At 71.0% G+C, this 25,337-nt stretch carries 19 protein-coding genes and 2 pseudogenes; 11 read left to right on the top strand and 10 right to left on the bottom strand.

Going from position 1 to position 25,337, the window contains the following annotated elements; all coding sequences use genetic code 11:
* Nucleotides 1-3 precede the first annotated feature (3 nt).
* The 3 genes and pseudogenes from ACIBJH_RS08010 to ACIBJH_RS08000 form a co-directional block, all read left to right on the top strand.
* Nucleotides 4-699: an alpha/beta fold hydrolase gene (locus tag ACIBJH_RS08010; protein WP_399115991.1), complete on the top strand. Its 696-nt coding sequence runs from the start codon at nt 4-6 to the stop codon at nt 697-699.
* Between the two features lie 54 nt (nt 700-753).
* Nucleotides 754-1,215 (top strand): annotated as a pseudogene (locus ACIBJH_RS08005) (phosphoglycerate dehydrogenase); the annotation flags it as partial.
* Between the two features lie 221 nt (nt 1,216-1,436).
* Nucleotides 1,437-1,930, top strand: a pseudogene (locus tag ACIBJH_RS08000) (2-hydroxyacid dehydrogenase); the annotation flags it as partial.
* On the opposite strand, the gene ACIBJH_RS07995 reads toward ACIBJH_RS08000, so the two are convergent.
* Together ACIBJH_RS07995 and ACIBJH_RS07990 are read right to left on the bottom strand one after the other, a co-directional pair.
* Nucleotides 1,923-3,560: an RICIN domain-containing protein gene (locus ACIBJH_RS07995; protein ID WP_399115990.1), complete on the bottom strand. Its 1,638-nt coding sequence runs from the start codon at nt 3,558-3,560 to the stop codon at nt 1,923-1,925. The pseudogene ACIBJH_RS08000 and the gene ACIBJH_RS07995 sit on opposite strands and share 8 nt — an antisense overlap.
* Before the next feature lie 592 nt (nt 3,561-4,152).
* Nucleotides 4,153-5,019, bottom strand: coding sequence for an oxidoreductase (locus tag ACIBJH_RS07990; RefSeq protein WP_399115989.1), 867 nt, complete (start codon nt 5,017-5,019; stop codon nt 4,153-4,155).
* Nucleotides 5,020-5,154: 135 nt separating this feature from the next.
* Here ACIBJH_RS07990 and ACIBJH_RS07985 point away from each other — a divergent pair, with 135 nt between their 5' ends.
* The gene (locus ACIBJH_RS07985) at nt 5,155-6,027 is read left to right on the top strand and encodes a helix-turn-helix transcriptional regulator (protein ID WP_399115988.1); all 873 of its coding nucleotides are present in this window, start codon (nt 5,155-5,157) and stop codon (nt 6,025-6,027) included.
* 3 nt (nt 6,028-6,030) lie between these two features.
* Here the strand turns inward: ACIBJH_RS07985 and ACIBJH_RS07980 are convergent, their stop codons facing one another.
* From ACIBJH_RS07980 to ACIBJH_RS07970, 3 genes are all read right to left on the bottom strand, one after another.
* Nucleotides 6,031-6,405 carry a hypothetical protein gene (locus ACIBJH_RS07980; RefSeq protein WP_019068555.1) on the bottom strand — a complete coding sequence of 125 codons (375 nt, stop codon included), beginning with the start codon at nt 6,403-6,405 and terminating at the stop codon, nt 6,031-6,033.
* A gap of 3 nt (nt 6,406-6,408) precedes the next feature.
* Nucleotides 6,409-6,654, bottom strand: a complete 246-nt coding sequence (locus ACIBJH_RS07975; RefSeq protein ID WP_019068554.1) for a hypothetical protein — start codon at nt 6,652-6,654, stop codon at nt 6,409-6,411.
* 81 nt (nt 6,655-6,735) lie between these two features.
* Entirely contained in the window at nt 6,736-7,347 is a 612-nt protein-coding gene (locus tag ACIBJH_RS07970; protein ID WP_399115987.1) for a hemerythrin domain-containing protein, read from the bottom strand.
* A 265-nt stretch (nt 7,348-7,612) separates the two neighbouring features.
* On the opposite strand from ACIBJH_RS07970, the gene sigJ reads away from it, so the two are divergent.
* Nucleotides 7,613-8,539: an RNA polymerase sigma factor SigJ gene (gene sigJ / locus ACIBJH_RS07965; RefSeq protein ID WP_399115986.1), complete on the top strand. Its 927-nt coding sequence runs from the start codon at nt 7,613-7,615 to the stop codon at nt 8,537-8,539.
* Nucleotides 8,536-10,020, top strand: a complete 1,485-nt coding sequence (locus tag ACIBJH_RS07960; protein WP_399115985.1) for a cytochrome bc complex cytochrome b subunit — start codon at nt 8,536-8,538, stop codon at nt 10,018-10,020. The genes sigJ and ACIBJH_RS07960 overlap by 4 nt, the downstream gene beginning before the upstream one ends.
* 6 nt (nt 10,021-10,026) lie before the next feature.
* Here the strand turns inward: ACIBJH_RS07960 and ACIBJH_RS07955 are convergent, their stop codons facing one another.
* The 3 genes from ACIBJH_RS07955 to ACIBJH_RS07945 all read right to left on the bottom strand — a co-directional run bounded on the left by ACIBJH_RS07955 (nt 10,027) and on the right by ACIBJH_RS07945 (nt 15,993).
* Complete coding sequence (locus tag ACIBJH_RS07955) at nt 10,027-10,482, bottom strand: hypothetical protein (protein ID WP_399115984.1); 456 nt, start codon at nt 10,480-10,482, stop codon at nt 10,027-10,029.
* Between the two features lie 7 nt (nt 10,483-10,489).
* Nucleotides 10,490-12,733, bottom strand: a complete 2,244-nt coding sequence (locus ACIBJH_RS07950) for a glycoside hydrolase family 9 protein (RefSeq protein WP_399115983.1) — start codon at nt 12,731-12,733, stop codon at nt 10,490-10,492.
* A 161-nt stretch (nt 12,734-12,894) separates the two neighbouring features.
* A complete protein-coding gene (locus ACIBJH_RS07945; RefSeq protein WP_399115982.1) occupies nt 12,895-15,993 on the bottom strand; it encodes a glycoside hydrolase family 2 TIM barrel-domain containing protein in 3,099 nt (1,032 codons plus the stop codon).
* A gap of 256 nt (nt 15,994-16,249) precedes the next feature.
* Between ACIBJH_RS07945 and ACIBJH_RS07940 the strand changes: the two genes are divergently transcribed.
* On the top strand, nt 16,250-18,625 hold the full coding sequence (locus ACIBJH_RS07940; RefSeq protein ID WP_399115981.1) for a SpoIIE family protein phosphatase: 2,376 nt from the start codon (nt 16,250-16,252) through the stop codon (nt 18,623-18,625).
* Nucleotides 18,626-18,631: 6 nt separating this feature from the next.
* Here ACIBJH_RS07940 and ACIBJH_RS07935 read toward each other — a convergent pair whose 3' ends face one another.
* Nucleotides 18,632-19,183 (bottom strand): RNA polymerase sigma factor, encoded by a 552-nt coding sequence (locus ACIBJH_RS07935; protein ID WP_399115980.1) that lies wholly within the window; start codon nt 19,181-19,183, stop codon nt 18,632-18,634.
* Between the two features lie 46 nt (nt 19,184-19,229).
* On the opposite strand from ACIBJH_RS07935, the gene ACIBJH_RS07930 reads away from it, so the two are divergent.
* The 4 genes from ACIBJH_RS07930 (at nt 19,230) to ACIBJH_RS07915 (ending at nt 23,268) form a co-directional block, all read left to right on the top strand.
* The gene (locus tag ACIBJH_RS07930) at nt 19,230-20,603 is read left to right on the top strand and encodes a serine/threonine-protein kinase (protein ID WP_399115979.1); all 1,374 of its coding nucleotides are present in this window, start codon (nt 19,230-19,232) and stop codon (nt 20,601-20,603) included.
* Nucleotides 20,604-20,732: 129 nt separating this feature from the next.
* Nucleotides 20,733-21,437 (top strand): DUF4232 domain-containing protein, encoded by a 705-nt coding sequence (locus ACIBJH_RS07925; RefSeq protein WP_399115978.1) that lies wholly within the window; start codon nt 20,733-20,735, stop codon nt 21,435-21,437.
* A gap of 69 nt (nt 21,438-21,506) precedes the next feature.
* Entirely contained in the window at nt 21,507-22,757 is a 1,251-nt protein-coding gene (locus tag ACIBJH_RS07920) for an arsenic transporter (RefSeq protein WP_399116378.1), read from the top strand.
* Nucleotides 22,758-22,773: 16 nt separating this feature from the next.
* Nucleotides 22,774-23,268, top strand: a complete 495-nt coding sequence (locus ACIBJH_RS07915) for a universal stress protein (RefSeq protein ID WP_399115977.1) — start codon at nt 22,774-22,776, stop codon at nt 23,266-23,268.
* Between the two features lie 3 nt (nt 23,269-23,271).
* Here the strand turns inward: ACIBJH_RS07915 and ACIBJH_RS07910 are convergent, their stop codons facing one another.
* Nucleotides 23,272-25,059: a ricin-type beta-trefoil lectin domain protein gene (locus tag ACIBJH_RS07910; protein WP_399115976.1), complete on the bottom strand. Its 1,788-nt coding sequence runs from the start codon at nt 25,057-25,059 to the stop codon at nt 23,272-23,274.
* Nucleotides 25,060-25,337: the final 278 nt, after the last annotated feature.

Genomic DNA, 25,337 nt, shown 5'->3' with positions numbered 1-25,337 from the left:
CCCATGACTCGATTCATCTTGGTGGCAGGCGCGTGGCTCGGTGCGTGGGCGTGGGACGAGGTGCTGCCTGAGCTGCGCGCGGCCGGGCACGAGGTGCATGCGCTGACCCTGTCCGGGCTGGCGGAGAAGCAGGGCGTTCCGGCCGGGCAGCAGACCCATGTCCAGGACATCGTCGACGAGGTCGAGCGCCTCGATCTGCGGGACGTCGTCCTGGTCGGGCACAGCTACGCCGGTGTGCCTGTGGGCCAGGCGGCGGAGCGGATCGGCGACCGGCTGGCCCGGGTGGTGTTCGTCGACTCGAACGTGCCGGTGGACGGGAAGTCGTTCCTGGACAGCTTCCCGAGCGACCACATCAGGAAGTCGCTCGACGAGAGCGGCGGAGTCTGGCCGCCCCTGGACCGGGCCGACTACGCGGGCCAGGACCTCACGGACAAGCAGATCGCCCGCATAGTCACCGACGGAACCCCGCACCCGGGTGCCACCCTCACCGAACCGGCGGTCCTCGCCCGCCCGTTGGCCGACCTCCCGGCCACCTACGTCAAGTGCCTGCTCGACGGCGACGAGTTGCCGGCCCCGGCGGACGAGCTGGTCGCGAGCGGGCGCTGGGAGCTGGTCCGCATGGAGACGGGCCACTGGCCGATGTTCTCCCGGCCCCGCGAACTGGCCCGCGTCCTGGGCGAGTCGGCCACCCGCTCCTGAAGCCCCTCACCGCGACGAGGATTCCGCATGCCCTCCACGACCTAGAAGAACGTCCTGGCCGTCGTCCCGCCCCGCATCGGCGGTCGCGCGGCGGCAGCCGGACTGGCGGCACTGCTGCCGGACGGCGTGCACGCCACCGTCGTGGAGGCGGTCGACGAGGACCCCCCGGCCCTGCGCGCGGCGCGTGTCGTCGTCACCGCGCTCTCCCCCGTGACCGCCGAACACCTCGCCGCCGCACCGCAGTTGGAGCTGGTGCAGTGCGCGAGCCACGGCTTCGGCCACGTCGACCTGGACGCCGCGCGTGCCCAAGACGTCCTCGTCTGCAACTTCGGCTCCAGCGGCGCCGAGGAACAGAACGTGGCCGAGCAGACCTTCGCCCTGATGCCGGCGCTGGCGCTGGCGCTGGCCAAGCGGATCGTCCCCGCACACACCGCGCTCGCAGACGGGGACTGGGCGCTGCCCCAGGTGCAGAGCTCGCTGACCGAGCTGTCCGGCAAGACCCTCCGCATCATGGGACTTGGGCCTGTCCGGCGGATCATGTCGCAGACGCGGGGCCGGCACGCCCACCTGCGGCGTTGTCGTCACTCTCCCCCAGTCTCGGCTTCGCTCGACCGGGAGGGGCCCCATCGCTCCGCGTCGACTCCCTCCTCCGCCTTGCAGTGGGACGCACCAGACCCCGCTCACCGGCGCCGATCAGGCACCGTCACTTTCCTGCGACCTGATCCGCCGGACAGGCCCTGGGTGCCATCGGACAGCAAGTCGCCCGCAGGGCAGCCGCGTTCGACATGACCGTCGTCCACGCCGGCCGGCGTCCCGTGCCCGAGGAGACGACGGCGCGGCTCGGCGGCGCCCGTCATGTCCCGCTCGACGAACTGCTGCGCCTGTCCGACTACGTCACCCAGCACGCCCCGCTCACCGACGAGACCCGGCATCTCCTGACCGCCGAGCGGCCGGCGCTGCTCAGACCGACCGCGTTCGTGATCAACACCGCGCGGGGCGCGTTGATCGGCCAGGACGCCCTCGAAGCGGGCGCCCTGGCCGGTGCGGGACTCGATGTCTTCGACCCCGAACCGCCCACCCCCGCACTGCGGTTGCTCAAGCGCCGAACGTGGTGCCCTCGCCGCATGTCGGCGGTGTGACCAGGGAGACCGTCGTCCGGATCGCGCCGGCCGCCGTGCGGAACGCGGCCGGTTTCCTGACGGGTGAGCGGCCGGGTGATGTCGTCAGCTGAGCCGGTCCGCGTTGTGCGCGGGGCGCGGGGACGGGACTCCCGTGCCGGCGATCGAGAGCGAACCGGGGCTGGCCGACACCGAGTCGGTCAGCCACCGTTGCGCGGTGGAGCCGTCGCGGACCTTGAGGACGATGTCGGCGCCGGGGTCCTTGGTGGTCGTGGTGAGCGCGAGCCCGGAGTCCCAGCGGGGCAGCAACTCGCCCCGCACGGTGAGGTCGTAGCGGACATCGTTGCCGCGCTTGGCCTTCGCGTCCGCGCAGGTGCCGAGCACGACGACACCGGCGTCCGCGTGCGAGTCCAGGCACAGCCCGGAGTCCGCCGCACTGCGCAACAGCCCGTCGGTCCCGTACGACCACTCCTGGGTCTCGGCGGAGGAGCAGGTCGCGAGCACGGTGTCGGCGCCTGCCTTCACGGTGCCCCGGATGTCCAGGCACAGGTCGGCGGCGGCGTTGCGCAGCCTCGTCTGCCCGGGTACGGAGGGGAGCCGGGCGGTGCCGGGCGCCGACGATGACACGTGTCCGCTTCCGTTGGTGGAGGCGACCGGGTCGGCGGTGCCGCCGTTGTCCGGCCACAGGCTGACGGCGACGACGCTCGCGACGACCCCGGCGCCGATCAGTCCGGCACCGACGAAGAACGAGCGGGACGACCGGCCGGACCCGGCCGACCTGGCAGCGTCCACGATGCGGCGGCCGGGCGCGGGGAGCCGGGAGAGCATCCGGTGCCGTCCCGTGCCGCCACTGTGCCCACCGTGCCCGCCGTGCCGGCCGGCGGTCCGTGTCCGGGTGGCGGGCCGGGCGCGGCCGGGGCGCGACGCGAGGTAGTCGCGGGCTCCCCAGCCGAGCACCGCCTCCGCGAGCAGGACTCCCAACCCGCCTTCGAAATAACTCAGTTGTTCGGCGGCGAATCGGCAGTAGCGGCACTGGGCGAGATGCTGCTGGACATCGGGCAGCAGTGTGCCGCCGCGTCGAATGGGGACGTCGAGGAGACGGTTGTAGAAGCTGCAATCCTTGGTCGGCGCGAGTTCCCGGTGGGCGCGTACACAGCCCTCGCGGAATTTTTCGTGCGCCTGCTGGAGAGCGGCCGACGCGGTGTCGGTATCCATCCCGAGCAGTGCCGCCGGCACGGTTATCGTCTCGGCCTCGACCTCGGTGTGCCACAGCAGACACTGGGCGAACGGCTGAAGGGTCTGGAAAGACCGCTCGGCGAGCTTGCGATTTTCGGATGTCATGGACTTGGCAGAACGCATCGCGCGGCCCCCGGAGGGTTTCTCCAGGTCCGGCAGAACACCGGATATTCGCTCCTCCGCCGCCCACTCCCGGATCGTGTCACGCACGGTCAGCAGCAGCCGGGGGCGCAGTGCCACGCCCGGTTCGCCGAACGTCAGCCGGTCGAACACCCGATGGAAGGCGGCAGCGGCGGCCATGGCGGGGACACTGCCCGTGGCGGCGAGACAGACCTCCGCGTAATCCTGGACCGGCTGCCAGTGCCGCGCCATCAACAGCGCGACGGAATGCGCGGCCTCACCCTCCGGGCGGCCCCGCAGCCGGGCGGCCAGCGTCTCGTCGGATTCCTCGGGAGCCCCGCTGTCCGGCGGGGGGTAAGGAGGACGAGGAGGGGGAGGGAGGGACACGGAGTGGATTCCTCGGATTCGGTTCATCAACAGGTGAACGAGCCCCGGGCATTACCCTCGCGCGGGCGTTTCACCCTTGCACAACCCACTGAACCCAACAAGGCACTTGGGCAACATCCATACCTTTGAAAGAAAGTCAGAGGCACCGGCAACTCCGCTTCCCTCGCACCGGCTTTCGACTTTCCATGCGCCCCGTGTGAACCACGCGCACACTCCGGTGCGTCGCGCACGCTCCCGGCGCACGGCACGGAGCGGTCCACTGGAATCGGCCCTTCTCGGAGGCCACGCGCTGGACGGCGGCTCTCCCGCGCCAAACGGCCGCCGACCCTGCTCCTCCCGCCCTCGGTCGGCGGCCCCGAGGGCGGGGGCGGCCCACCCCCGCCCTCCCTTCACACGGCCTCGGCCCTAGGGCCTGTCCGGCGGATCATGCCGGAGACGCGGGGTCTGGCACGCACATCTGCGGCGTTGTCGTCGGTCGCCGACGCTCCGCGTCGCCCCCCTCCTCCGCCTTGCAGCTGCACGCGCCGGACCCCGCTCACCCGTGCTTATGAGGCGCCGCTGCTTTCCTCCGACCTGATCCGCCGGACAGGCCCTAGCCGCCGATGGTGTCGAGTTCGGCGATCGCGTCGGCGGGCAGCACCAGGTCCGCGGCGGCGATGTTCTCGCGCAGATGGGCGCGGGACGAGGTGCCCGGGATCAGGACGGTGGTGGCCGAGCGCTGCAACAGCCAGGCCAGGGCGACCTGTTGGGGCGAGGCGTCCAGCCGGGCGGCGACCTCGGCGAGGGTCTTCGACTGCAGCGGGGTGAACCCGCCGAGCGGGAAGTACGCGGCGAACGCGATGTTCTCCGCGGCACACCGCTCGACGAGGTCGTCGTCCTGCCGGTTGGCCAGGTTGTAGAGGTTCTGCACGGTGACGACCGGCGCGATGGCCTGCGCCTCGGCCAGCTGGGCGGCGGAGACCGTACTCAGCCCGAGGTGCCGGATCAGCCCCGCCTTCCGCAGCTCGGCCAGGGCGCCGAACTTCTCGCCGATCGACTCCTCGTCGGCGGTGTCCTGGGCGCCGACCCGAAGGTTGACCACGTCCAGCGCGTCGAGCCCGAGGTTGCGGAGGTTGTCGTGGACCTGTGCCTTGAGGTCCTCGGGGTGGCGGGACATGATCCAGCTGCCGTCGGGGCCGCGCCGGGCGCCGACCTTGGTCACGATGTGCAGGTCGTCGGGGTAGGGGTGGAGGGCCTCCTTGATGATCTCGTTGACGACGACCGGGCCGTAGAAGTCGCTGGTGTCGATGTGGGTGATGCCCCGCTCGACGGCCTCGCGGAGGACGGCCACCGCTTCGGTGCGGTCCTTCGGCGGGCCGAAGACGTGGGGGCCGGCCAGTTGCATGGCGCCGTATCCCATGCGGGTGAGGGTGAGGCCCTCGGCAGGTGTGAGGGTGCCGCCGGAGACGGTGTCGGCCATGGTGGCGCGCCTTTCGGTAGATGGTGGGTCCTGTGACCGACTCTGCGCCCGTGGCGGCCGGGCAGGCAGTACCCGGATGTTCCTGGTAGTGACGGGGACACCCACCTGCGGGGATTCGGATCTACGGTGGTGGGTGTGGACGCCAAGAACGCGCTCGGTGAGTTTCTGCGGGCCCGCCGGGAGCGGGTCCGGCCCGAGGACGTGGGCCTGAGCGGCGGCGGGCTCCGCCGGGTACCGGGGCTGCGCCGGGAGGAGGTCGCCCTCCTGGCCGGTATCAGCTCGGACTACTACCTGCGGCTTGAGCAGGGCCGGGACCGCAACCCGTCGGCCCAGGTGCTGGAGGCGCTGGCCCGCGTGCTGCGCCTCGACGCCGCCGCGAGCGCCCATCTGCTGAGCCTGGCGCATCCGGAGCGGCCGGCCGCCTCGCGCAGACGGGCCAGAAAGCCGGAGGCGGTTCCGGTGAGCGTCCGCGAACTGCTGGACACCTGGTCGGCGCATCCGGCCTACGTCCAGAACCGGTTCACGGACTGCCTCGCGGCCAACGCGTTGTGCCGGGCACTGTCCCCGAACTACGTGCCGGGGGTGAACCTGCTGCGAGCGGTGTTCCTCGACCCCGCCGAACGTGAACTGCGGCGCGACTGGGAGGAGTTGACCGCCGAGGGCGTGGCGACGCTGCGCGGCCACATCGGTCCCGATGTCGACGATCCGCGACTGGTGGAGCTGGTGGGCGAGCTGTCCGTGCGCAGCGAGCGCTTCCGGCTGCTGTGGAGCCGGCACGAGGTACGGCCGATGGTCGGGCGGATCAGTCTCCTCGGCCATCCACTGGTCGGGGACTTCGAGTTGCGGTCGAACAAGTTCGAGATCCCGGGCACGGACGCCCTGAGCATGGTCGTCTTCCACGCCGAACCGGGCAGCCGCAGCGCGGAACTGCTGGGCCTGCTGGGCAGCCTCGCCGTGTCCGGCGACGGCGTACCCGGGGAGACGTCACCGGCGCACGAGGACCGGTGACGCTCAGATCTGCCAGGAACGCAGCCGTTCCGCCGCGCCGTACACGTCCGTCTTCCCGGAGATCAGATCGCGGGTCAGGTCGACGAGCGCGCCGTACGGCGGATCGATGCCGACGCCGCTGACGAACATGTAGGCGACCGCCGTGGCGCAGGCGAAGCGGGCGTTGGCGGACGGCAGGGGCTTGAGCAGGGCGAGGGTGTGCAGCAGGGCGGTGGCCCGCCAGGCCGGGTCGGAGTCGACACCGAGGCGGGGCGGGTCGACGCGGTGCCGGGCGACGGCCGCCACCAACGCCGAGAAGTCGTTGATGGTGGGCTGGTCCGGCAGGACTTCCTCATGGCGCTGGAGGAGCCACGGCACGTCGATATGGATGGCGGGCATGCGTCAGGCGACCCGTCCCTCGCCCTTGGCCGCCGGTTCGTCCTCGGGGAAGGCCGCGGCGAACTCGTCGGCGTGCGTCGCGAAGAAACGGCGGAAGGCCTCGGCCCCCTCCTGCAGCGCCCGGTGCCGGGCGATGTCGGCGGCGGCGGCCTCCCGGACGAGGGCCTTCATCGACGTACCGCGCTCCTTGGCGATCTGCCGCAGGTCCTCTAGCTCGCGATCGCTGAACTCCACGTTGAGAGCTGGCATGACCTCACGGTACCGCTCGGGTACTTACCCGTAAATACCGCCAGGTCAAGAGGCATGCCAAGCGGTACCGGGCAACACGGCCTAGCGCGTCGACCACAGTCCCCTGCGCCGATAGCTCCCCTCCCAGAAGACCCGGTTCAGCACCCGCACCGGTGGTGGAAACGCCCCCAGGAACCGTTCCCGATCCCCCGCCGACACCCCGTCCACGAGCCACGGCACGAACACAGCGGCCCCGCGCAGCCCCTGTGTCTCTCGCAGCCGCCCGGTGAAGGCGGCCCAATCCGCGTCGGTCAGCACCTCCCCCATCAACGGCAGCGCGCTGTCCTCCTCGTGCTTGAGATGATCGTCGAGGGTGGCCCGCAACGCCCGTACCAGATCGGGGAGTTCAAAGGCCCGGTCGGCCAGCGCGGCGTCCACCGCGGTCAACAGCGGGTCGATACGGGCGTGTTCGGCCTCCATCTCGTCGAGCATCCCGAGGTCCCGCTGACGGCCCTCGATCCGCGCCCGGACCCGCGGCCACAGGTCGCTGTCCTCGGCGGTGTGGTGGACGTGGAGTTGGTGCTCGAAGTTCTCCCACCCGGCGAGGACAGGGGCGGTGTGCGCCCTGCCGTCCGCGACCGCCTCGGCGAGCCGCTCAAGGTCGCGTCGGAAGGCGTCGTGGGAGGCGTACATGGGCGTGAAGTCGATGGTCATCGTGCGGCTTCCTCCAGCTCGGGCCCGGACACGGGCAGGGCTTGCGGGTCGGCGGACGGCCCCTGGTGCCGTCGTACGGCGAGACAGGCGAGCGCGCCGGTCAGCAGGACGGCCGGCGCGACTCGCGGTCAAGAGGCCGGGGCGGCCCGCGGGTGTGACACGGCGCCGATGCGCAGAGACGTACGTCACATTCACGCCCTCGGCTGTCACATTCCGGCCCCCGGCACCCCTCGCAGTAGTGAGCACGCACTGGGGAGGCGCGGGTATGTCCGAGATCGCTGTCACCGAAGAGGCGACCGATGACTTCATGGACCATCGGGAGCTGTTGTTCAGCCTCGTCTACAACATGCTGGGGAGCGTCGCCGACACCGACGACGTCCTTCAGGAGACCTGGCTGTCCTGGACGGCGCGCGCCCGCCGTTCCCCGCTCGACACCATCACCAACCGGCGCGCCTATCTCGTCCGGATCGCCGTCAACCACGCGCTGCAGCGCCGCGCCACGATCAGCCGCCGCCGCGAGACATACGTCGGTCCGTGGCTGCCGGAACCGCTGCTCGGCCCGGCCGACGACCCCGTCGACCCGGCACTGCGCGCCGAGTCGGTCTCGCTGGCCATGCTGGTCGTCCTGGAGTCGCTGAGCCCGCTGGAGCGGGCGGTCTTCGTCCTCAACGAGGTGTTCGGGTACGCCCACACCGAGATCGCGGACATCATCGAACGCACCCCGGCCGCCGTACGGCAGCTCGCGCACCGGGCGCGGGCCCATGTGCACGCGCGGCGGCCCTTGTACGAGGCGCATCCCCGGGTGCGCCGGGAGGCGACGGAACGGTTCGTGCGGGCCGCGGTCGGCGGAGACATCGCCTCGCTGATGGAGATCCTCGCGCCGGACGTCACGGTCTGGACGGACAGCGGGGGCAACCGGAAGCCGGCGGGACTGCGCCCGGTGCACGGTCGGGACAAGGCCGTCCGCCTCATCAACTCCTTCGCGGGCAGGCGCCGTCCGCAAAATCTGGAGCTGCGCTTCCGACGGGTCAACGGCGACGACGCGGCCGTGCTGTTCGAGGGCGACGAGCCGTACGCGGTGATGGTCATGGACCTCACGCCCGAGGGCGACCAGGTGTCCGGGGTCTACATCGTGACCAACCCGGAGAAGCTCACGCACGTCCACAAGGACGACGAGGAGGAGGACCAGTGACCACCCCTTCCGGTCCTTCCGGCCCTTCCGACTCCTCGCGGGGCGAGCGCGTCGCCGACTGGTTCGACGGCCGGCTCGGCATCTACGCACTGGGCAAGCAGTATCTGCGCAAGGTGTTCCCGGACCACTGGTCGTTCCTGCTCGGCGAGATCTGCCTCTACAGCTTCGTGGTGCTGATCCTCACCGGCGTGTACCTCACCCTGTTCTTCCACCCGTCCATGAACGAGGTGACGTACCACGGGAGTTACGTCCCCCTGAACGGCATCCGGATGTCCGACGCCTACGCCTCGACGCTGCACATCAGCTTCGACGTGCGCGGCGGGCTGCTGGTACGGCAGTTGCACCACTGGGCGGCGCTGGTGTTCATCGCCGCGATGCTGACGCACATGATGCGGCACTTCTTCACGGGGTCGTTCCGCAAGCCTCGCGAGCTCAACTGGCTGTTCGGCTGGACCCTGTTGTTCCTCGGCCTGTTCGAGGGCCTCTTCGGCTACTCGCTCCCGGACGACCTGCTCTCGGGCACGGGCATGCGCTTCGTGGACGGCGCGCTGCTCTCGGTCCCGGTCGTCGGCACGTATCTGTCGATGTTCCTGTTCGGCGGCGAGTATCCCGGCCACGACATCGTGTCCCGCTTCTACTCACTGCACGTGCTGCTGATCCCGGGCGTCATGGCGGCCCTCGTGGTCGTCCACCTCATCCTGGTCGTCTACCACAAGCACACGCAGTTCGCGGGCCCGGGCCGCACCGAACGCAACGTGGTGGGCTCCCCGTTCATGCCGGTGTACCTGGCGAAGGCGGGCGGCTTCTTCTTCCTGGTCTTCGGCGCGCTCACCGTCCTCGCGGCGGTGGCCTCCATCAACCCCGTCTGGTCCTACGGCCCCTACCGCGCCGACCAGGTCTCCACGGGCGCCCAGCCCGACTGGTACCTGGGCTTCGCGGAGGGCCTGGTCCGTGTGATGCCGGGCTGGGAAGTCACGTTGTGGGGGCACACGTCGGTGCTCGGCGTACTGATCCCGATCGTGGTCTTCCCGCTCCTCCTCGTCCTCATCGGCGCGTACCCGTTCCTGGAGTCCTGGCGGACGGGCGACAAACACGAACACCATCTCCTGGACCGCCCCCGCAACCGCCCCCACCGGACGGGCCTCGGCGTCGCCTGGATCAGCCTCTATCTGATCCTCCTGGCGGGCGGCGGCAACGACATCGTGGCGACCCGTCTCCATCTGTCGATCAACACGGTGACGTGGATGGTGCGGGTGGCCGTGTTCGCCGTCCCGGTCCTCGCGTTCGTCATCACCCGCCGCATCTGCCTGGGCCTCCAACTCCGGGACGCGGAACTGGTGTTGCACGGCCGCGAGACGGGCGTGATCAAGCGGCTGCCGCACGGTGAGTACGTGGAGGTCCACCGGCCACTGGACCCGGCGGAACTGCACACACTCACCGCGCACAAACGCCCGAGGGAACTGGTGGAACGCGAGCCCTGACGCCCACTACCAGGCCGGCCGCGGATCCCGGAGGTGCTCCGGGGTCTGCTCGGGCAGCTCGCGGTCCTGGTCCGTCCGCATCAGGTAGCCCGGATCGGGCGGGAACTCCTCTGTGGGCGGGGCCGGTTGGTGGAACCGGCGGGTGCGCGGGAGGGTTACTTCCACGAGCTTTCCGTCGTGGATCATCCACAGGCCGAAGCACTCGTCGTCCTGGTCGTGGATCAGCACCTGGACGCTCTCCGGGATGGGCCATGGGAGCGACTCCAGATGCTTCAGGAGCCCCTCCCGTGGGCGCATGCGCTCGAACTCGGTGGCCCAGCCCGCGCCGAACGACGTCCCCCACTGGCTCTCGATCGGGACGAACCGGCCACGCCAGGTGCGCTCCGGATCGTCCCGGGTCAGCGGTTCCATCACTTCGTGCGCGTGCAGGGCCAGCACGACAACCTCGGCGAATCTGCTCATCCGGAGATCATCCCTGATCCGCCGCGAACGAGGCCATCCAGGCCAGCGCCGCGTTCCAGTTCACCGCCGTCTCGTTCGTCGACCAGGACTGGATGTCGTCGATGTAGCAGAACTGGCCGACGCAGCCGGTGAGTTTGCTCTGTGCGTAGGGGTCCTGGATGGACGAGTTGGGGCCACCCGCCAGGGTTCCGCTAGGTGGGTTCGGCAGGTTGGGGTCGAGTTCGTGGGCGTACCAACGGCTGTGCTCGTTGTGGGAGTTGGCCTCGCCGTAGCCGGTGACGTACGACATGTTGAGGGCGTTGCGGCCGAGGACGTAGTCCATGCTCTGGAGCGCGCCGTCACGGTATTTCGCGGCGCCGGTGAGGTCGTACGCGGTGGCGATGACATGCGCGTTGTTGAGGATCTGGCTGTTGGAACCCCAGTCGTAGAGGTTGCCGGGCGGTGCGTACGGCATGCCGTAGGGCTCGCTCCGCAGTGTGGCGAGGTAGGTGTCCGCGCCCTCGATCACCGAGCGGCGGAGCTTGTCTCGGCCGGGCAGTCGGCTGGGGACGGTGGCGAGGTCGAGTCGGCCGAGGGCGGCCGTCCGTGCCCAGTCGAAGCCGAGGCTGCCGAAGATGTCTGCCGTATTGAGGGGGGAGTTGGTGACGTGATCGGCGAACTGCCGTTCCCCCGTGGTGAGATACAGCTCCGCCGCCGCCCAGTAGAACTCGTCGGTGGCGTTGTCGTCGGGGTAGGCACCGCCGCCTGTGCCGTCGTTCGGGTCCGGGTAGACCGTGGGGTGGGCGAGCGCCGCCGCCCAGGCCTTCCGCGCCGCCTTGAGCGCCTTCGCCGCGAACTCCCGGTCGTAGGGCCGGTACAGGCGGGCCTCCTGCGCCGCCGTCGCCGCCAGGTTCAGCGTCGCCTGGGTGGTCGGCGCGTGCAGTTCGCGCTTCTGCGGGTCCTGGCTCGGGAGCAGCGGGAGTCCGGTCCACTGTTCGTCGTGGACCTTGTCGTGGGCCATGCCCGCCAGCGGCTGTCCGTCCGGCACCTGCATCTTCAGCAGGAACTCCAGCTCCCAGCGCGCCTCGTCGAGCACGTCCGGCACCTTGTTGCCGCTCTCCGGGATGGCGAGGGTTCCGTCGCGCAGCTTCGCCGGCTGTCCGGTGCGGGCCAGCAGTGAGCGTTCGTACGTGCTCAGCAACTCCCAGGTGGAGATACCGCCGTTGACGACGTACTTGCCGTGGTCCCCCGCGTCGTACCAGCCGCCCGTGACGTCAAGTGTGTAGTCGCACAGGCCGGGTTGGCAGGGCACGTTCGCGTCGCCCTGGTTGGGGGCGACGTTCAGGTGACCGGCCGGGCGGGCGTAGCCGGGGCGCAGGTCGTCGCGGATCGCGATGCCGCTGCGCTGCGTGTAGTAGTACTTCAACGAGTCGAGCCGCAACCGCTCGTAGGCGGCGGTCCCGATGTCGAAGGGCCGGCTGGTATCCCCGTCCGCCACCAGCGTGAAACCCTCGCCGTGCCCCCGGTACGCACCGAAGTCGATGGACTGCACGTTCTGCCCGGACGCCACGTCGGTGCCACGCGGCACGGTCCGCCCATGCGCGACCACCGCACCCGCCGCGCTCTTCAACTCCCAGGGCAGCACGGCCGTCGACGCGGTCACCAGTGTCGCGTTCTTCGGCCCGCCCGGCAGATAGGCGACCTGGTTGACCCGCACGCGCGGCCCGGTGTCGGGCTCGTACACCTCCGGCGGCACCCCGCCCAGCAAGGACACGTCGTCCATGCAGAAGTGCCAGGCGTCCGCACTTCCGCCGAGCTGGAAGGCGACCTGCCCCTGCGTGGTGTCGACGGGCGAAGTGAACGTGTAGGCAAGGGAGTTGCCCGTCCCGCTCAGCTCGGGACTGATCTCGTAGTAGGTGTCGTACGGCGACACCGACAGCCCGACGATCGCCCGCACCACGTGCCCAGCGGGCGAACCCGACGCCGTGAAGGCGAACTTGTACGACTCGCCCTTGACCAGCGCGATGTCGTTCTGGCCGACGGCGGCGTCCCAGCGGTTGGTCGTGCCGCCGGGGACGTCCGCGCAGAGCTGCCCGCCGGACAGGCCCGCGGTGACGTTGCTCGTCGTCCACCAGGGTGCGGTGGTGGTGTCGAAGGTGCCGTTCCTGACCTGTTCGATCTCGTCGGCTCCGGCCGAGCTTGCCGGCAGGGCGGTGAGGGCGGCCGCGAGGAGGGCCGTGGCGGCGAGCAGGGTCGTTCTGCGTCGTTTCACGTCTGGGCTCCTCGTCAGAGAGGCGGGGGACACGCTCCGGTCGCGCGATGGGAGCGCTCCCAAATGCGCGGGACCCTGGTCATGCTGTTCGAGACATGACATCCCGTCAACGGTCCGGACAGGCCAGATTGCCATCCGGACCGCGAGCGAGCGCCCGCCCGCTAACCGGCGGGCGCCTCCAACTTGCTGATCCGCACGGCCCCTTGGGCCACCCCTGGACGGCTGCTCGTCACGGTCAGCCGCAGCCGGGAGCCGCGCACGGCGTCGAAGGTGACGACGGTCGGACTGTCCGAGGCAGTGGCCCAGTCGACGGCCGCCCCCTCGACCGGCACCCACCCACCGCCGTCCCACACCGCGACCGCGACCGCCGCGGGCAGACTGTGCGTCGCGTCCACGGTGAACGACACCTCCACCCGGTCGAAGGACCGTGCCCTCCCCCAGTCCACCGACACCCAGTCCTTCTCACGCGCACCGCTGAAGGCGGGCAGCAGGGCCGTGGCCGACTTGGCGAAGGCGTTGGACCAGCCGGTGGCCGGGTCGCCGTCGAGCACGGCGGCGGGGAGGGTGTCGGGGTGGCCCGAGTAACTGGCGTCCGCCGCAGGGTAGTTCGGGGGCGCAGGATGGTCGGCCGCGAAGTGCTGCGGCGGTGTCGCGGCCACGTCCCCGCCGGGTGTCGTACGGACCGTCGCCGTGCCGCCCCGCAGCCCCTCCGCCCGCGCCGTCACCTTCAGCGCGCCCGCCCTCGTCCCTGACCGCACGATCGCAAGTGCCTTGCCGTGGAAGGCGGTTCGGGTGCTCGCCTGATAGCGCTCGGCGCTCTCCTCCCGCCCGTTGTCCAGCCCGGCCAGGGAACCGCCCCGCACCTCGAAGACGATCAGGTCCTCGGCGTCCGGCACCACGACGCCATGGGCGTCGACGACCTCCGCGGTCACGAAGACCAGTGAACGGCCGTCGGCGGCAAGGGACTTGCGGTCGGCCGTGAGGCGCACGGCATGCGCGGCGCCCGCCGTGCGCACCACATCCGTCGCCACCTGCCTGCCACCGCTGCTCGCCACCGCCTTCAACTCGCCCGGCTCGTACGGCACTTTCCAGCCGAGGTGGAGCTTGCCCGCGCTGCCGTTCGGGCTGGTGTAACTGCCCGGGTAGGGGCCGGTGGTGAAGGTCTTGTCGTCGCCGGTGGCCTCGGTGGTCTCCAGGTAGGTGCGGCCGTCGAGGGTCTTCTTGGTGTCGAACGTCCGGGTCCCGAGGGACTTTCCGTTGAGGAACAGCTCGACGGTGTCGACGTTGGCGTAGGCCCAGACCTCGACCGTGTCGCCCGGCTCGTGGTTCCAGGTCATCGGCACCAGATGGACCATGGGCTCGTCGGTCCACTGGCTGCGGAAGAGGTGGTACATGTCCTTCGGGAAGCCCGCCGTGTCGACCGCGCCGAAGAAGGACGCCTTGACCGGGAACACGTTGTACGGCGTGGGCTCCCCGATGTAGTCGATGCCGGACCACAGGAACTGGCCCGCGAACCACTTCCGGTCGCGGTCCTTCTTGTGGCCGTACTCGCCGCTCATCGTCCAGGAGGAGAGGTTGTTGTCGTAGGAGGAGGTCGCGCGTCTGCCGGGTGTGTGGTTCTCGCCGGTGTTGAGGTGTTCCGGCTCCTGGTAGGTGGACCGGGTCGAGGTCTCGGAGGAGGACTCCGACTCGAAGAGGAACAGGTGCGGATAGGCGGCGTGCAGGGCGTCGACGGACTTGGCGGTGTTGTAGTTGAGGCCCAGTCCGTCGAGCTTGGCGAGCATGAGGTCGGCCGCGGAGCCCTTGGCCGGTACGGAGTGGTACTTGTCGGAGCCGATGACCACGGGTCTGCTGTCGTCGGCCGCCTTGACTGCGGTGATGATGCGGTCGGCCATGGCGAGCCCGGCGGTGGAGGTCGAGTCGGGGATCTCGTTGCCGATGGACCAGAGCACCACGGCGGGCGAGTTGCGGGCGGCGCGGACCATCTCGGTGGCGTCCGACTCGCACCAGGTGTCGAAGAAGCGGTGGTAGTCGTAGGTCGTCTTGCCGGTGTGCCAGCAGTCGAAGGCCTCGACCATCATCACGATGCCCAACTCCTCGCAGGCCTGGATGATCTGCGGCGAGGGCGGGTTGTGGGAGGTGCGGAAGGCGTTGACACCCATCGACTTCATGATGCCCAACTGCCTGCGCACGGCGTCGAGGCTGACCGCGGAGCCGAGGGCGCCCTGGTCGTGGTGGAGGTCGACTCCCTTGATCTTGGCGGGGGTTCCGTTGAGGGAGAAGCCCTCGTCGGGGTCGAAGCGGTAGCTGCGGATGCCGAAGGTCGTGCGGTAGGTGTCGACCCGCTTGCCGCCCACACGCAGTTCGGTCTCCAGCGTGTAGCGGTGGTCCGGGGTCTCGATGTCCCACAACTTGGGCTCGGGGACGGTGAGTTCATGGGTCTCGGTACCGCGGTCGGCGACGCTCGCGGTGGAGGTGGCGCGGGCCACGGTCCGGCCGCCGGGGTCGACGATCCGCGATCCGATCTCGACCTCGCTCGCGGTGCCCGACTCGTTGAGCACGGACGTCCGCACCCGTACGACGGCCCGCTCGGCGGTGATGTCGGGCGTCGTGACGTACGTCCCCCAGCGTTCGACGTGCACCGTCTCGGTGATCACGAGCCGGGCCTCGCGGTAGATGCCGCTGCCCGAGTACCAGCGGCTGCTGGGCAGTTGGTTCTGCACCTTGACCGCGACGACGTTCTCCGTGCTGCCGTCGGTGTGCAGCAGGTCGGTGAGGTCGAAGGCGAACCCCGTGTATCCGTAGGGGTGTTGGCCGACCTGGGTGCCGTTGCAGTAGACGTACGAGTCCATGTAGACGCCGTCGAACTCCACCGAGATCCGTTTGCCCGCGAAGGCCGGCGGCAGGGTGAAGGCGATCCGGTACCAGCCGAGGCCGCCGGGGAAGAAGCCGGTGCCGCTGGTGGTGCCGTTCGCGGTGGTGGGGGTCTGCTCGATGCTCCAGTCGTGCGGGACCGCGACCTCGCGCCAGGCCGAGTCGTCGTGGTCCGGTGCGGCGGCGTCCGCGTAGGCGCCGGTCGGGTCGGTGATTCCGCCCGGGTTGACCAGCGCGAAGCGCCAGCCATCCCGCAGAGCGACGGTGTGGCGGCCGGACGCGCCCGCCGTGGCGCCGGCGGCACGGGCGGCCGGGGTGGCCAGGAGTGAAACGGCCGTCGGCGCGGCCGTAGAAGCGATCAAAACCGATCTGCGAGTGACCGTCATGGCGGCTCTCCCTCATCAGGGCCCAGAAGTACTCACAACTGATCGTGACCGAACAGATTCTGACGGGGTGCCATGTCGGGCCGTCAAGGGTGCGGGGGCGGCCACCCGTCCCGTGCACTCCTTCGGCCGGTTTTCGCCCTTGTCAGCCGAACTTCCCGGGCCTGGGGGTTCTAGTCCGCGCGGGACTGTGACGCACTAGGCTGGAACACAAGTGGCGTGGTTGTTCACTGTGAGTGCGCGCGATGGAGTGGCGACGATGAGTCCGGTCTACCCGTTCGACGATGCCGCGACGGCGCGGGTTGTCATCGACGATGCCGGAACTCTGGTGGAGTGGAACGAGGGGGCGCAGCAGCTCCTCGGCCACACCGCGAGCGAGGTCGTGGGCCGCCCGGCCGTGCGGTTGCTGGCCGGTGGCACCGGGGCCCTCCCGGTTCCCACCAGTGCCCGCTGGGACGGCACCGTCACACTCTGGCACCGGGACGGCCGGGCCGTGCCGGTGTGGCTGCTCGCCCACCATCGGCGCCCCCGGGACGGCGGGGCGGGCGACTGGCTCGTCGTGACACCGCTGGAGGGCGCCGGCCCCCGCGCCGACGAGGACCCCCTCGCGACCGCCGCGCTGACCCAGTCGCCGTGCGCCATCGCGGTCTACGACGAGCACCTGCGGCTGAGCCGGGTCAACGACGCGATGGCCGAAGTGATCGGGCTGCCCGAGGAGCGCATCCAGGGCCTGCGGATCACCGAGATCGGCGGCAAGGCGCAGAGCTCGGAGCTGGAGCAGTACATGCTGCGCGTGCTCACCTCCGGCACCGCCCAGGACTTCCAGATCTACATGCGCACCGGCGGCGAGGACGCCGCGCACGCCTGGCTGGCCCGGATGGCGCCGATCACCGACACCGAGGGACGCGTGCGCGGCGTGTGTCTGGCCGCGCACGACTTCACCGAGAACTACCTCGCGCGCGAGCGGCTGCAACTCGTCAACGAGGCGAGCGTCCGCATCGGCACCACCCTCGACGTCACCCGTACGGCTCAGGAGCTGGCGGATGTCTGCGTGCCGGCCCTGGCCGACTTCGTGAGCATCGACCTGCTGGACCCGCAGGAGCACGGCGGTGAGCTCCCGACGGCGATCGTCGCGCCGGTGCGGCTGCGCCGGGCCGCGCACGCCTCGGTGCAGCAGGGCAGCCCCGAGGCCGTCGCCAAGCCGGGCCAGTCGGACCTGTACCCCGCCCAGTCCCCGCAGGCCGACGCACTGGTCGCGGCCCGCACCCTGGTGGCCTCGGACCGGGCCCTCGAACTCTGGCTGGCCTGGGACAGGACCCGCACCAGGCGCGTCCAGGAGTACGGCATCCACTCCTCGATGGCGGTACCGATCCAGGCCCGGGGCGTCACCCTCGGCGTGGCGGTCCTGACCCGGTACCGGCGCATCGACCCGTTCACCGAGGACGATGTGCTGCTGGCCGAGGAGGTCACGGCCCGTGCCGCGGTCTGCATCGACAACGCCCGCCGCTTCTCCCGCGAACGCGAGACCGCGCTCGCCCTCCAGCGCAGCCTGCTCCCCCGCAAACTGCCGCGCACGGCCGCCCTGGAGGCCGCCTCGCGCTATCTGCCGGCGGCGCGTGCCGGGGTCGGCGGCGACTGGTTCGACGTGATCCCGCTGTCGGGGATGCGGGTCGCCATGGTCGTCGGGGACGTCGTCGGCCACGGCATCCAGGCCTCCGCCACCATGGGCCGGCTGCGCACGGCCGTCCGCACCCTCGCCGACATCGACCTGGCCCCGGACGAACTGCTGACCCACCTGGACGACCTGGTAGTGCGGCTGTCCGCGGAGGCCGGTGGCGAGGGCAGCCCCGGCGAGGTCGGCGCGACCTGTCTGTACGCGGTGTACGACCCGGTGTCCCGGCGCTGCACGCTGGCCCGCGCCGGGCATCCGCCGCCGATCATGATCCGGCCCGGCGGCCCGCCCGAGCACATCGACCTGCCCGCGGGACCACCGCTCGGCCTGGGCGGACTCCCCTTCGAGTCGGCCGAGTTCGAGCTGCCCGAGGGCACCGTCCTCGCGCTGTACACGGACGGTCTGATGGAGAACCGCGATCGGGACCTCGACCACAGTCACCGGCTGCTGTTCGACGCGCTGTACGCCCCCTCGGACTCGCTGGACGAGACCTGCGACCGGATCCTGCACGCCGTGCTCCCGCCGGGCGGTGCCGCCGACGACGTGGCCCTGCTGCTGGCCCGCACCCAGGGGCTGCCCGCCGAGCAGGTGGCGACCTGGGACATCCCGGCCGACCCCTCGCTCGTCGCCCCGATCCGCAAGCAGGTCGTCGAGCAGCTCGACACCTGGAACATGAGCGAGGCCGGGTTCACCGCCGAGCTGGTGGTGAGCGAGCTGGTCACCAACGCCATCCGCTACGGCGCGCACCCCATCCGGCTCCGGCTCATCCATGACGCGGCCACGCTGATCTGCGAGGTCTCCGACACCAACCACACGGCCCCGCATCTGCGCCGCGCCAAGACCTGGGACGAGGGCGGACGCGGGCTGCTGCTGGTCGCCCAGCTCACCCAGCGCTGGGGCAGCCGGCACACGACCGACGGCAAGACGATCTGGGCGGAGCTGTCGCTGTTCGACGAGGTCTGAGCGAGGTCAGGACAGGTCGGTCAGCCAAGGCCTGACCTGGCGGCGGGCCTCGTGCAGCCTCGACTTGAGCGTGCCGAGCGGGATGCCGAGGCGCTCGGCGATCTCGGCGTACTCCAGCTTGCAGATGTCCCGGTACACCAGCGGTTCGACCAGGTGCGGGGACTCCCGCTCAAGGCGCTCGATCGCCTCCAGGAGGTCGATCTTCGAGCCGGCGATCACACTCGTGGTGCGCGGGTCGACGTGCTGCGTGACATCGATCACGGCCGGCTGCTCGGCGGCCCGCCGCTTCAGCTCGCGGTACTTCTGCCGGGCGCCGTTGGCGACGACCGTGTACAGCCAGGTGCTGAAGAGGCTGCGGCCCTCGAACGTGCCGATCTTCCGGGCGACTTGCAGCAGTACGTCCTGCGCGGCCTCCTCGGCGTCCTCGCGGCACGGCAGGAACCGCCCGCACCGCCGCACCACGTCGGGCTGGATCGACCTGAGCAGCGCGTCGAGAGCGGCCGTGTCACCGGCTGCCGCGCGCCTGGCCAGCTCCTCGGTCGGCGCCGTGTCCTGCACTGGATCCACTCCTCCGCCTCGATCTCCGAGCAGGCATGATAGTCCCATGCACTACGTCGAACAGATCGGCCGCTACCGCCTTGAACGCCGCCTGGGCAGCGGCGCGTTCGGCACGGTCTGGCTCGCGCACGACGACGACCTCGAAGCCCCGGTCGCCGTGAAGGTCCTCGCCGACAACTGGGCGCACCGCATGGACATCCGCGAGCGCTTCCTCTCCGAGGCCCGGCTGCTGCGCAGGGCCGGTTCGAACCGCGTGGTGCAGGTCTACGACATCGGTGAACTCCCCGACGGACGGCCGTACTTCGTGATGGAGTACGCCGACGCCGGCACCTACGCCGATCTGCTCACCGCCGGTCCGCTGCCCGTGCCGGAGGCGCTGCGGCTGACCGCGCTGGCCGCCCGGGGCGCCGCCGCGCTGCACGAGGCGGGGATCGTGCACCGGGACATCAAGCCGACCAATGTGCTGCTGCGCACCGCCCCGGACGGCACCGCGCGGGTCCTGCTCGCCGACCTGGGCCTGGCGAAGAGCCTGGCGCAGGCCTCGGGTCTCACCCTGGCCGCGGGTTCGGCCGGCTATCAGCCGCCGGAGCAGGCGCAGGCCGGCTCGGGCATCGACGAGCGGGCCGACGTGTACAGCCTGGGCGCGCTCGGCTACGAGATGATCACCGGCACGGTCCCGGGGGCGCCCGGTCAGGTCGTACGGCCGGACCGGCTGAGGCCCGATCTCTCCCCCGAGGCGCAGCGGGCCCTGCTGCGGGCGCTGGAGCCGGACCGGGAGCGGCGCTGGCCGACGGCGCGGGCGTTCGCGGAGGAGCTGGAGCGGCTGGCCGCCGAGGCCGCCCCGGTGCACAGACCGCGCGGTCGGCACCGGGGGGTCGCGATGATGGCGGGGCTGTTCGTCGTCGTGGCCGCCGGGACGGGCGTGGCGGTGATGAACCTGTCGTCGTCGTCCGGGAGTTCGGTACTGACGGTCAAGGACAGCACCGGGCGGGTCGTGGTCGAGGTGCCGAGCGCCTGGGGCCGTCAGCTGCGCGACTCGGGCTGGGATCCGCACTCGATCGGGCTGACGGCCGGAAAGGAACCGGGGCTGGCCGTCGCCGACGACCTGGCGAAGTGGCCGGACCTCTCGGCGGACGTGAACGGCGTGTTCGTCGGTCTGAGCGAGCACGGCAGCGTGGCGACCGAGGTGGAGGCCATCGCCCACTCCGGCTGCCACTACGACGGCAGCCACGCCTACTCCAGCGCCACCTGGCGCGGCACGACCCGCACCTGGAGCGACTGCTCGGGCGGTACCGGCACCCTCTCGGAGACCGCGCTGCGCATGGTGGGCGGCGCGGCGCAGCCGCAGGTGTACGTCCAGATACGGCAGCACAGCGGCGACGCGACCTCGCGGATACTGCGCTCGCTCCGCGTCACCTGATCCACTGTCGTCATGAGGAGTCGTCGGTAAAGAAGTCGTCGATCCCGCGAACCTTTCGGCGCGCACGCGCATCGGACCCCTGTGACAGCGCGCGAGGCGCTGTGGGGTGAACCACCAGGAGTGTTGAAGATGGCGAACACGTCCCAGTCCCTGCGCCGGACGGCCCTGCTCGTGAGCGCGGTCGCCGTACTGGGCCTGACGACGGCCTGCGGCGACGGAAGCGGCACGGTGAGCAGCCCGCAGACCCAGTCGGGTACGGCCGCGCCCGCCGGCGGCGACCCCTCGGCCGACGGGTCCGGCACGGCGGTCTCCTCATCGTCCGGCAGTGACACCGCCACCGGAACCGACTCGAACTCGTCGGGTTCCTCCACCTCCACGTCCTCCACGGGTTCCGGCACCTCCACCGCGAGCAGCACCCGGTGCCACACCTCCGAGCTGCGGGCGAACGTGGGCGACAACGATCCGGGCGCCGGGCAGGAGAACTTCCCGATCGTCCTCACCAACATGTCCGGCCGTACCTGCACGGTCCGCGGCTTTCCCGGCGCCGCGTTCGTGAGCGCGTCCGGCACCCAGCTGGGCCCGAACCCCGTGCGCGAGACGAGCAGCACCGCCACCACCGTCACGCTGAAGCCGGGCCAGAGCGCCTGGGCCGGCCTGACCTTCTCCAACCCCGAGATCAGCGGCGCGAAGACGGCCACCCCCGTCACGCTGGTGGTGACCCCGCCCGACGAGAAGGACCCGCTGAAGGTCACGTGGACGAACGGCGCGGTGCCCGTGTCGGGCAACTCGTCCTCGGTGCGGCTGACGGTGTTCAGCGCGGGCACGGGCGCCTGAGCGCGGGCTCGGCACCGGGGCCTGGTTACATGGGCGGGCACCGCTGACCGCGTCCCGGAGGACCGTCCCCTGAACACCCCGCTCGCCGAAACCCTGTCCGTCGTCCTGCTCGTCGCCGTCCTCGTGTGGGCGGTCGTCCGTCCCTTCGGGTGGCCGGAGGCGGTGATGGCGGTCCCGGCCGCCGGGATCGCCGTGGCCACCGGGGCGATCTCGCTCGACCACGCGCGGTCGGAGGCCGAGCAGCTCGGACCGGTGGTCGGGTTCCTGGCCGCGGTCCTGGTGCTGGCCCACTTCTGCGATGTGGAGGGCCTGTTCCGGGCCTGCGGGGCGTGGATGGCCGAGTGGGCGAAGGGCAGCCCGAGCCGGCTGCTGACGGCGGTGTTCGCGCTGGCCTCCGCGATCACGGCCGTACTCAGCCTCGACGCCACGATCGTGCTGCTGACGCCGGTCGTGTTCGCGACGGCGTCCCGGATGGGCGTGCGTCCCAAGCCGCACGTCTACGCCTGTACGCATCTGTCGAACACCGCTTCACTCCTGCTGCCGGTCTCCAACCTGACGAACCTCCTCGCGTTCGCGGCGAGCGGTCTGAGCTTCACCCGGTTCGCCGGGCTGATGGCGCTGCCCTGGCTGGTGGCGATCGGCGCCGAGTATCTGGTGTTCCGCAGGTTCTTCGCCCGCGACCTGGCGGCGGCCGCGCCCTCACCGGCCTCCGGCGACACCCCCGAGCTGCCGGTGTTCGCGCTGGCGACCGTCGCCTGCACCCTCGCCGGATTCGTGCTGACCTCGGCGATCGGCATCGACCCGGCGTGGGCCGCGTGCGCGGGCGCGCTCGTCATGGCCGGCCGGGCGCTCCTACGACGGCAGGCGACACCGCTGACGGTCGTGCGGGCCGCCGCGCCCTCGTTCCTGGCGTTCGTGCTGGCGCTCGGGATCGTGGTGCGGGCGGTCGTGGACAACGGACTCTCCGACGCGCTCGGGCATGTGCTGCCCGGCGGGACGGGGATCGCGGCCCTGCTCGGGATCGCCGCGCTGGCCGCCGTACTGGCGAATCTCATCAACAACCTGCCGGCCGTGCTGGTCCTGCTGCCGCTGACCGCGCAGTCCGGGCCGGGGGCCGTGCTCGCCGTGCTGCTCGGGGTGAACATCGGGCCGAACCTGACCTACGCCGGGTCGCTCGCGACGCTGCTGTGGCGGCGGATCGTGCATCAGCACGAACACGGCGTGGATCTCAAGGAGTTCACGAAGCTGGGGCTGCTCGCCGTGCCGTCGGCGCTCGTCCCCGCGACGGTGGCACTGTGGGTGTCGCTCCAGGTTCTCTGACACCGAGGGAGGCCGAATGCGTGTGATCGCCTGGCTGGTCGAGGGCACCTGGCCCGCCTGTGTGGACGCCGTACGGACGCATGCGCCGGAGGATGCCGAGGTGGTGCTGCTGCATGTCAGCGGGCCGGATGTGCCCGGGCTCGCGCACGGGGCGTTCGCCGGGCTGCTCGGGCGGGGCGGTCCGGCGCGTGATCCGGGGACCCGGCTGGAGGATCTGGGCAGTACGTCGGCGGCGGAGCTGCTGGAGGCGGCGGCCGAGCGGCTGGGGCGGCCGTGCGAACGGGTGGAGCGGGCCGGGCGGGTGGAGCGGGAGGTGGTGGCCGCCGCCGGGGACGCGGATCTGCTGGTGCTGGCCCGCGACGGCGACCGGGCCCGGCTGGGCCCGCACAGTCTCGGGCCCGCCGTCCGGTTCGCCGTCGATCACGCGCCCTGTCCGGTGCTGCTGGTGTGGCCGGAGGCGGCGCCGGGCATGTCGACCCTGCCGCCGCCTCCGCCGCATCCTGCGCACTGAGGCTCAGTGGCCGTGCCCGCCTCCGCCGCCGCCCCAGCCGCCGTTGCCGCCCCAGCCGCCCTGGTCCCCGCCTCCCGAGCAGTAGGTCGGGTAGGCGTCGCAGTAGTCGGTCGGCGCGGAGGTCGTCGGAGTGGAGGTCGTCGGAGTGGACTGCGGGGTCGACGCGCTCGGCGTCGGAGTGGGCGTGGCGGTCGGAGTGGCCCTCTTGGCGGTCGGCGCATTGCTGCTGTCGGTGTCCCAGTTGACGACCTGCATCTGCGGGTCGGCCTTCGAGGTGTCGAAGACCCAGCGCTGCGCCGTACCGTCCGCGCGCGTCTTCAGGACGAGCGCGCCGCCGCCGTCGGTGGAGGCGGGGGTCAGTGCCTGGTCCTGGTTCCAGCGCGGTACGAGGATGCCCTGAAGCGTGAAGTCGTAGCGGATGTTCTTCGCGGTCGCCGAGGTCGCGCTCGTGCAGGGGGCGAGCGTCACCTCGTAGGCGAGGTGCGAGTCGAGGCAGAGGCCGGGGTCGGCGGTGCTGCGCAGCTGGCCGTCGGTCTCGTACGACCACTGCTGGCCGGCCGCCGACGAGCAGGTCTGCAGTTCGGCCTCGGCGCCCTTGAGGGGCTTGTTGCCCTCGACGCCGATGCACAGGCCGGAGTCCACGTTGTGCAGCCGGCCGCTGAGCGTGCCCTGCGTGGTGTCGTTCGCGCCGACCCAGGAGGGGTCGGCGGACTCCTTGCCGGTGCCGGAGGCGCCCGTGGCCTTGTTCTCGGTCGTGCTCTTGGCACCGCCGGAGCCGCCGGCGGACCACAGGACGAGCGGGAGGACGACCAGTCCGCTCACGGTGAGTACGGCCGCGGTGAGGTTGCGGCGGCGGACGCGGCGGGCCGCCTTGTGGGCCGTTCTGAGTTCACCGCGGCGCGGGCCGGAGCGCAGGGCGAGTTCGGTCGAGGCGGACGACATCTGCGCGGGCAGGTTGCGGCTGCCGGCCCTGACCTCCAGGTAGGCGCGCGCGCCCCAGCCGAGCACCGCCTCGGCGAGCGCCACGCCGAGCCCGGCGTTGAACTGGTTGAGCTGGTCGGCGGTGTGCCGGCAGTGCTTGCAGACGGTGAGGTGCATGCCCAGGTCCGGGTCGACCTCCGCGCCGCCGCGCCGGAAGGTCACGTCCAGCAGCCGGATGTAGAGCTGGCACTCGTCGTCGTGGGCGAGTTCGCGGTGGACCAGGAGGCATTCCTCGCGCAACCGGACGACGGCGCGGCCGAGTTCGATGCGGGCGCCCTCCTCGTCGAGGCCGACGAGTCCGGCGGCTATCGCGGCCGGCTCGTTCTCGACCTCCAGGTGCCACAGCAGGGTGCGGGCGGTCTGGGGCAGTCGCTGGAACGCCCGTGAGATCAGGCGCCGTTCGGGCACGGGGAGCAGCCGGGCCGCGACACGGTCGCCGTCGCCGGCCGCCGAGCGAAGGTCGGGGTGGAGCATTTCCTGGCGGCGGTCGGTGTCCCATTCCGCGGCGATACGGCGGACGGTGACCAGTACCTGGGGCCGCCAGGCCGCGGTCGGTCCGGACTGCCGCAGGGATTCCCCGAAGAGCCGGGTGAAAGCGGCCGTGGTGAGCATTCCGGCGTGGTGCGGCCCGTCGGTGCACAGCCCCGCATAGGCGAACGCGGCTTCCCAGTGCCGGTCCAGCAGTTCGCCGACCGGTTGCAGCGCTGGCGTCGTCCCCGTCCACTTCTTCAGCTCGGCGCTGAGCTGCTCGTCGGTCACTTCGAAGTGGTGAGCGGAAGTCGGGGAATTCGAGGGACCTGGGTCCGTCACGGCTGCATTCCTCCAGGTGAAACGCGGAATATAGTCCATACCGGCGGGTATGCGACTGTGCCGACGAGCCGACAGGGTCCGCCCGTCCGATTGATGGCATCTCCAACATCCGCCTGGGGCAGCTCTTTTGAAGCAAGGGGGTGGCGTACGGGAGCGGCCTCGTGCGTGCAGAGGGGAATCATCTAATGTCCGCACGCCGACAGGCACACCTTTGCACAGGTCAGCGAGACGGAACAAGGTCTCCCACCGTTTTGTGCATTGCGTTCCGGCACCCTTCA

Origin of the sequence: Streptomyces sp. NPDC050548 (genome assembly GCF_044457385.1) — a bacterium.
GTDB lineage: Bacteria > Actinomycetota > Actinomycetes > Streptomycetales > Streptomycetaceae > Streptomyces.
This window is presented reverse-complemented; position numbering and strand designations above follow the sequence as displayed.

Excerpts from the sequence above, each read along its gene's own strand:
- ACIBJH_RS07915 (WP_399115977.1), top strand. The coding sequence starts at position 22,774 with ATGCGTGTGATCGCCTGGCTGGTCGAGGGCACCTGGCCCGCCTGTGTG.
- ACIBJH_RS07955 (WP_399115984.1), bottom strand. The coding sequence starts at position 10,482 with ATGAGCAGATTCGCCGAGGTTGTCGTGCTGGCCCTGCACGCGCACGAA.
- ACIBJH_RS08010 (WP_399115991.1), top strand. The coding sequence starts at position 4 with ATGACTCGATTCATCTTGGTGGCAGGCGCGTGGCTCGGTGCGTGGGCG.
- ACIBJH_RS07940 (WP_399115981.1), top strand. The coding sequence starts at position 16,250 with ATGAGTCCGGTCTACCCGTTCGACGATGCCGCGACGGCGCGGGTTGTC.
- ACIBJH_RS07930 (WP_399115979.1), top strand. The coding sequence starts at position 19,230 with ATGCACTACGTCGAACAGATCGGCCGCTACCGCCTTGAACGCCGCCTG.
- ACIBJH_RS07975 (WP_019068554.1), bottom strand. The coding sequence starts at position 6,654 with ATGCCAGCTCTCAACGTGGAGTTCAGCGATCGCGAGCTAGAGGACCTG.
- ACIBJH_RS07990 (WP_399115989.1), bottom strand. The coding sequence starts at position 5,019 with ATGGCCGACACCGTCTCCGGCGGCACCCTCACACCTGCCGAGGGCCTC.
- ACIBJH_RS07945 (WP_399115982.1), bottom strand. The coding sequence starts at position 15,993 with ATGACGGTCACTCGCAGATCGGTTTTGATCGCTTCTACGGCCGCGCCG.
- ACIBJH_RS07980 (WP_019068555.1), bottom strand. The coding sequence starts at position 6,405 with ATGCCCGCCATCCATATCGACGTGCCGTGGCTCCTCCAGCGCCATGAG.
- ACIBJH_RS07970 (WP_399115987.1), bottom strand. The coding sequence starts at position 7,347 with ATGACCATCGACTTCACGCCCATGTACGCCTCCCACGACGCCTTCCGA.
- ACIBJH_RS07925 (WP_399115978.1), top strand. The coding sequence starts at position 20,733 with ATGGCGAACACGTCCCAGTCCCTGCGCCGGACGGCCCTGCTCGTGAGC.
- sigJ (WP_399115986.1), top strand. The coding sequence starts at position 7,613 with ATGTCCGAGATCGCTGTCACCGAAGAGGCGACCGATGACTTCATGGAC.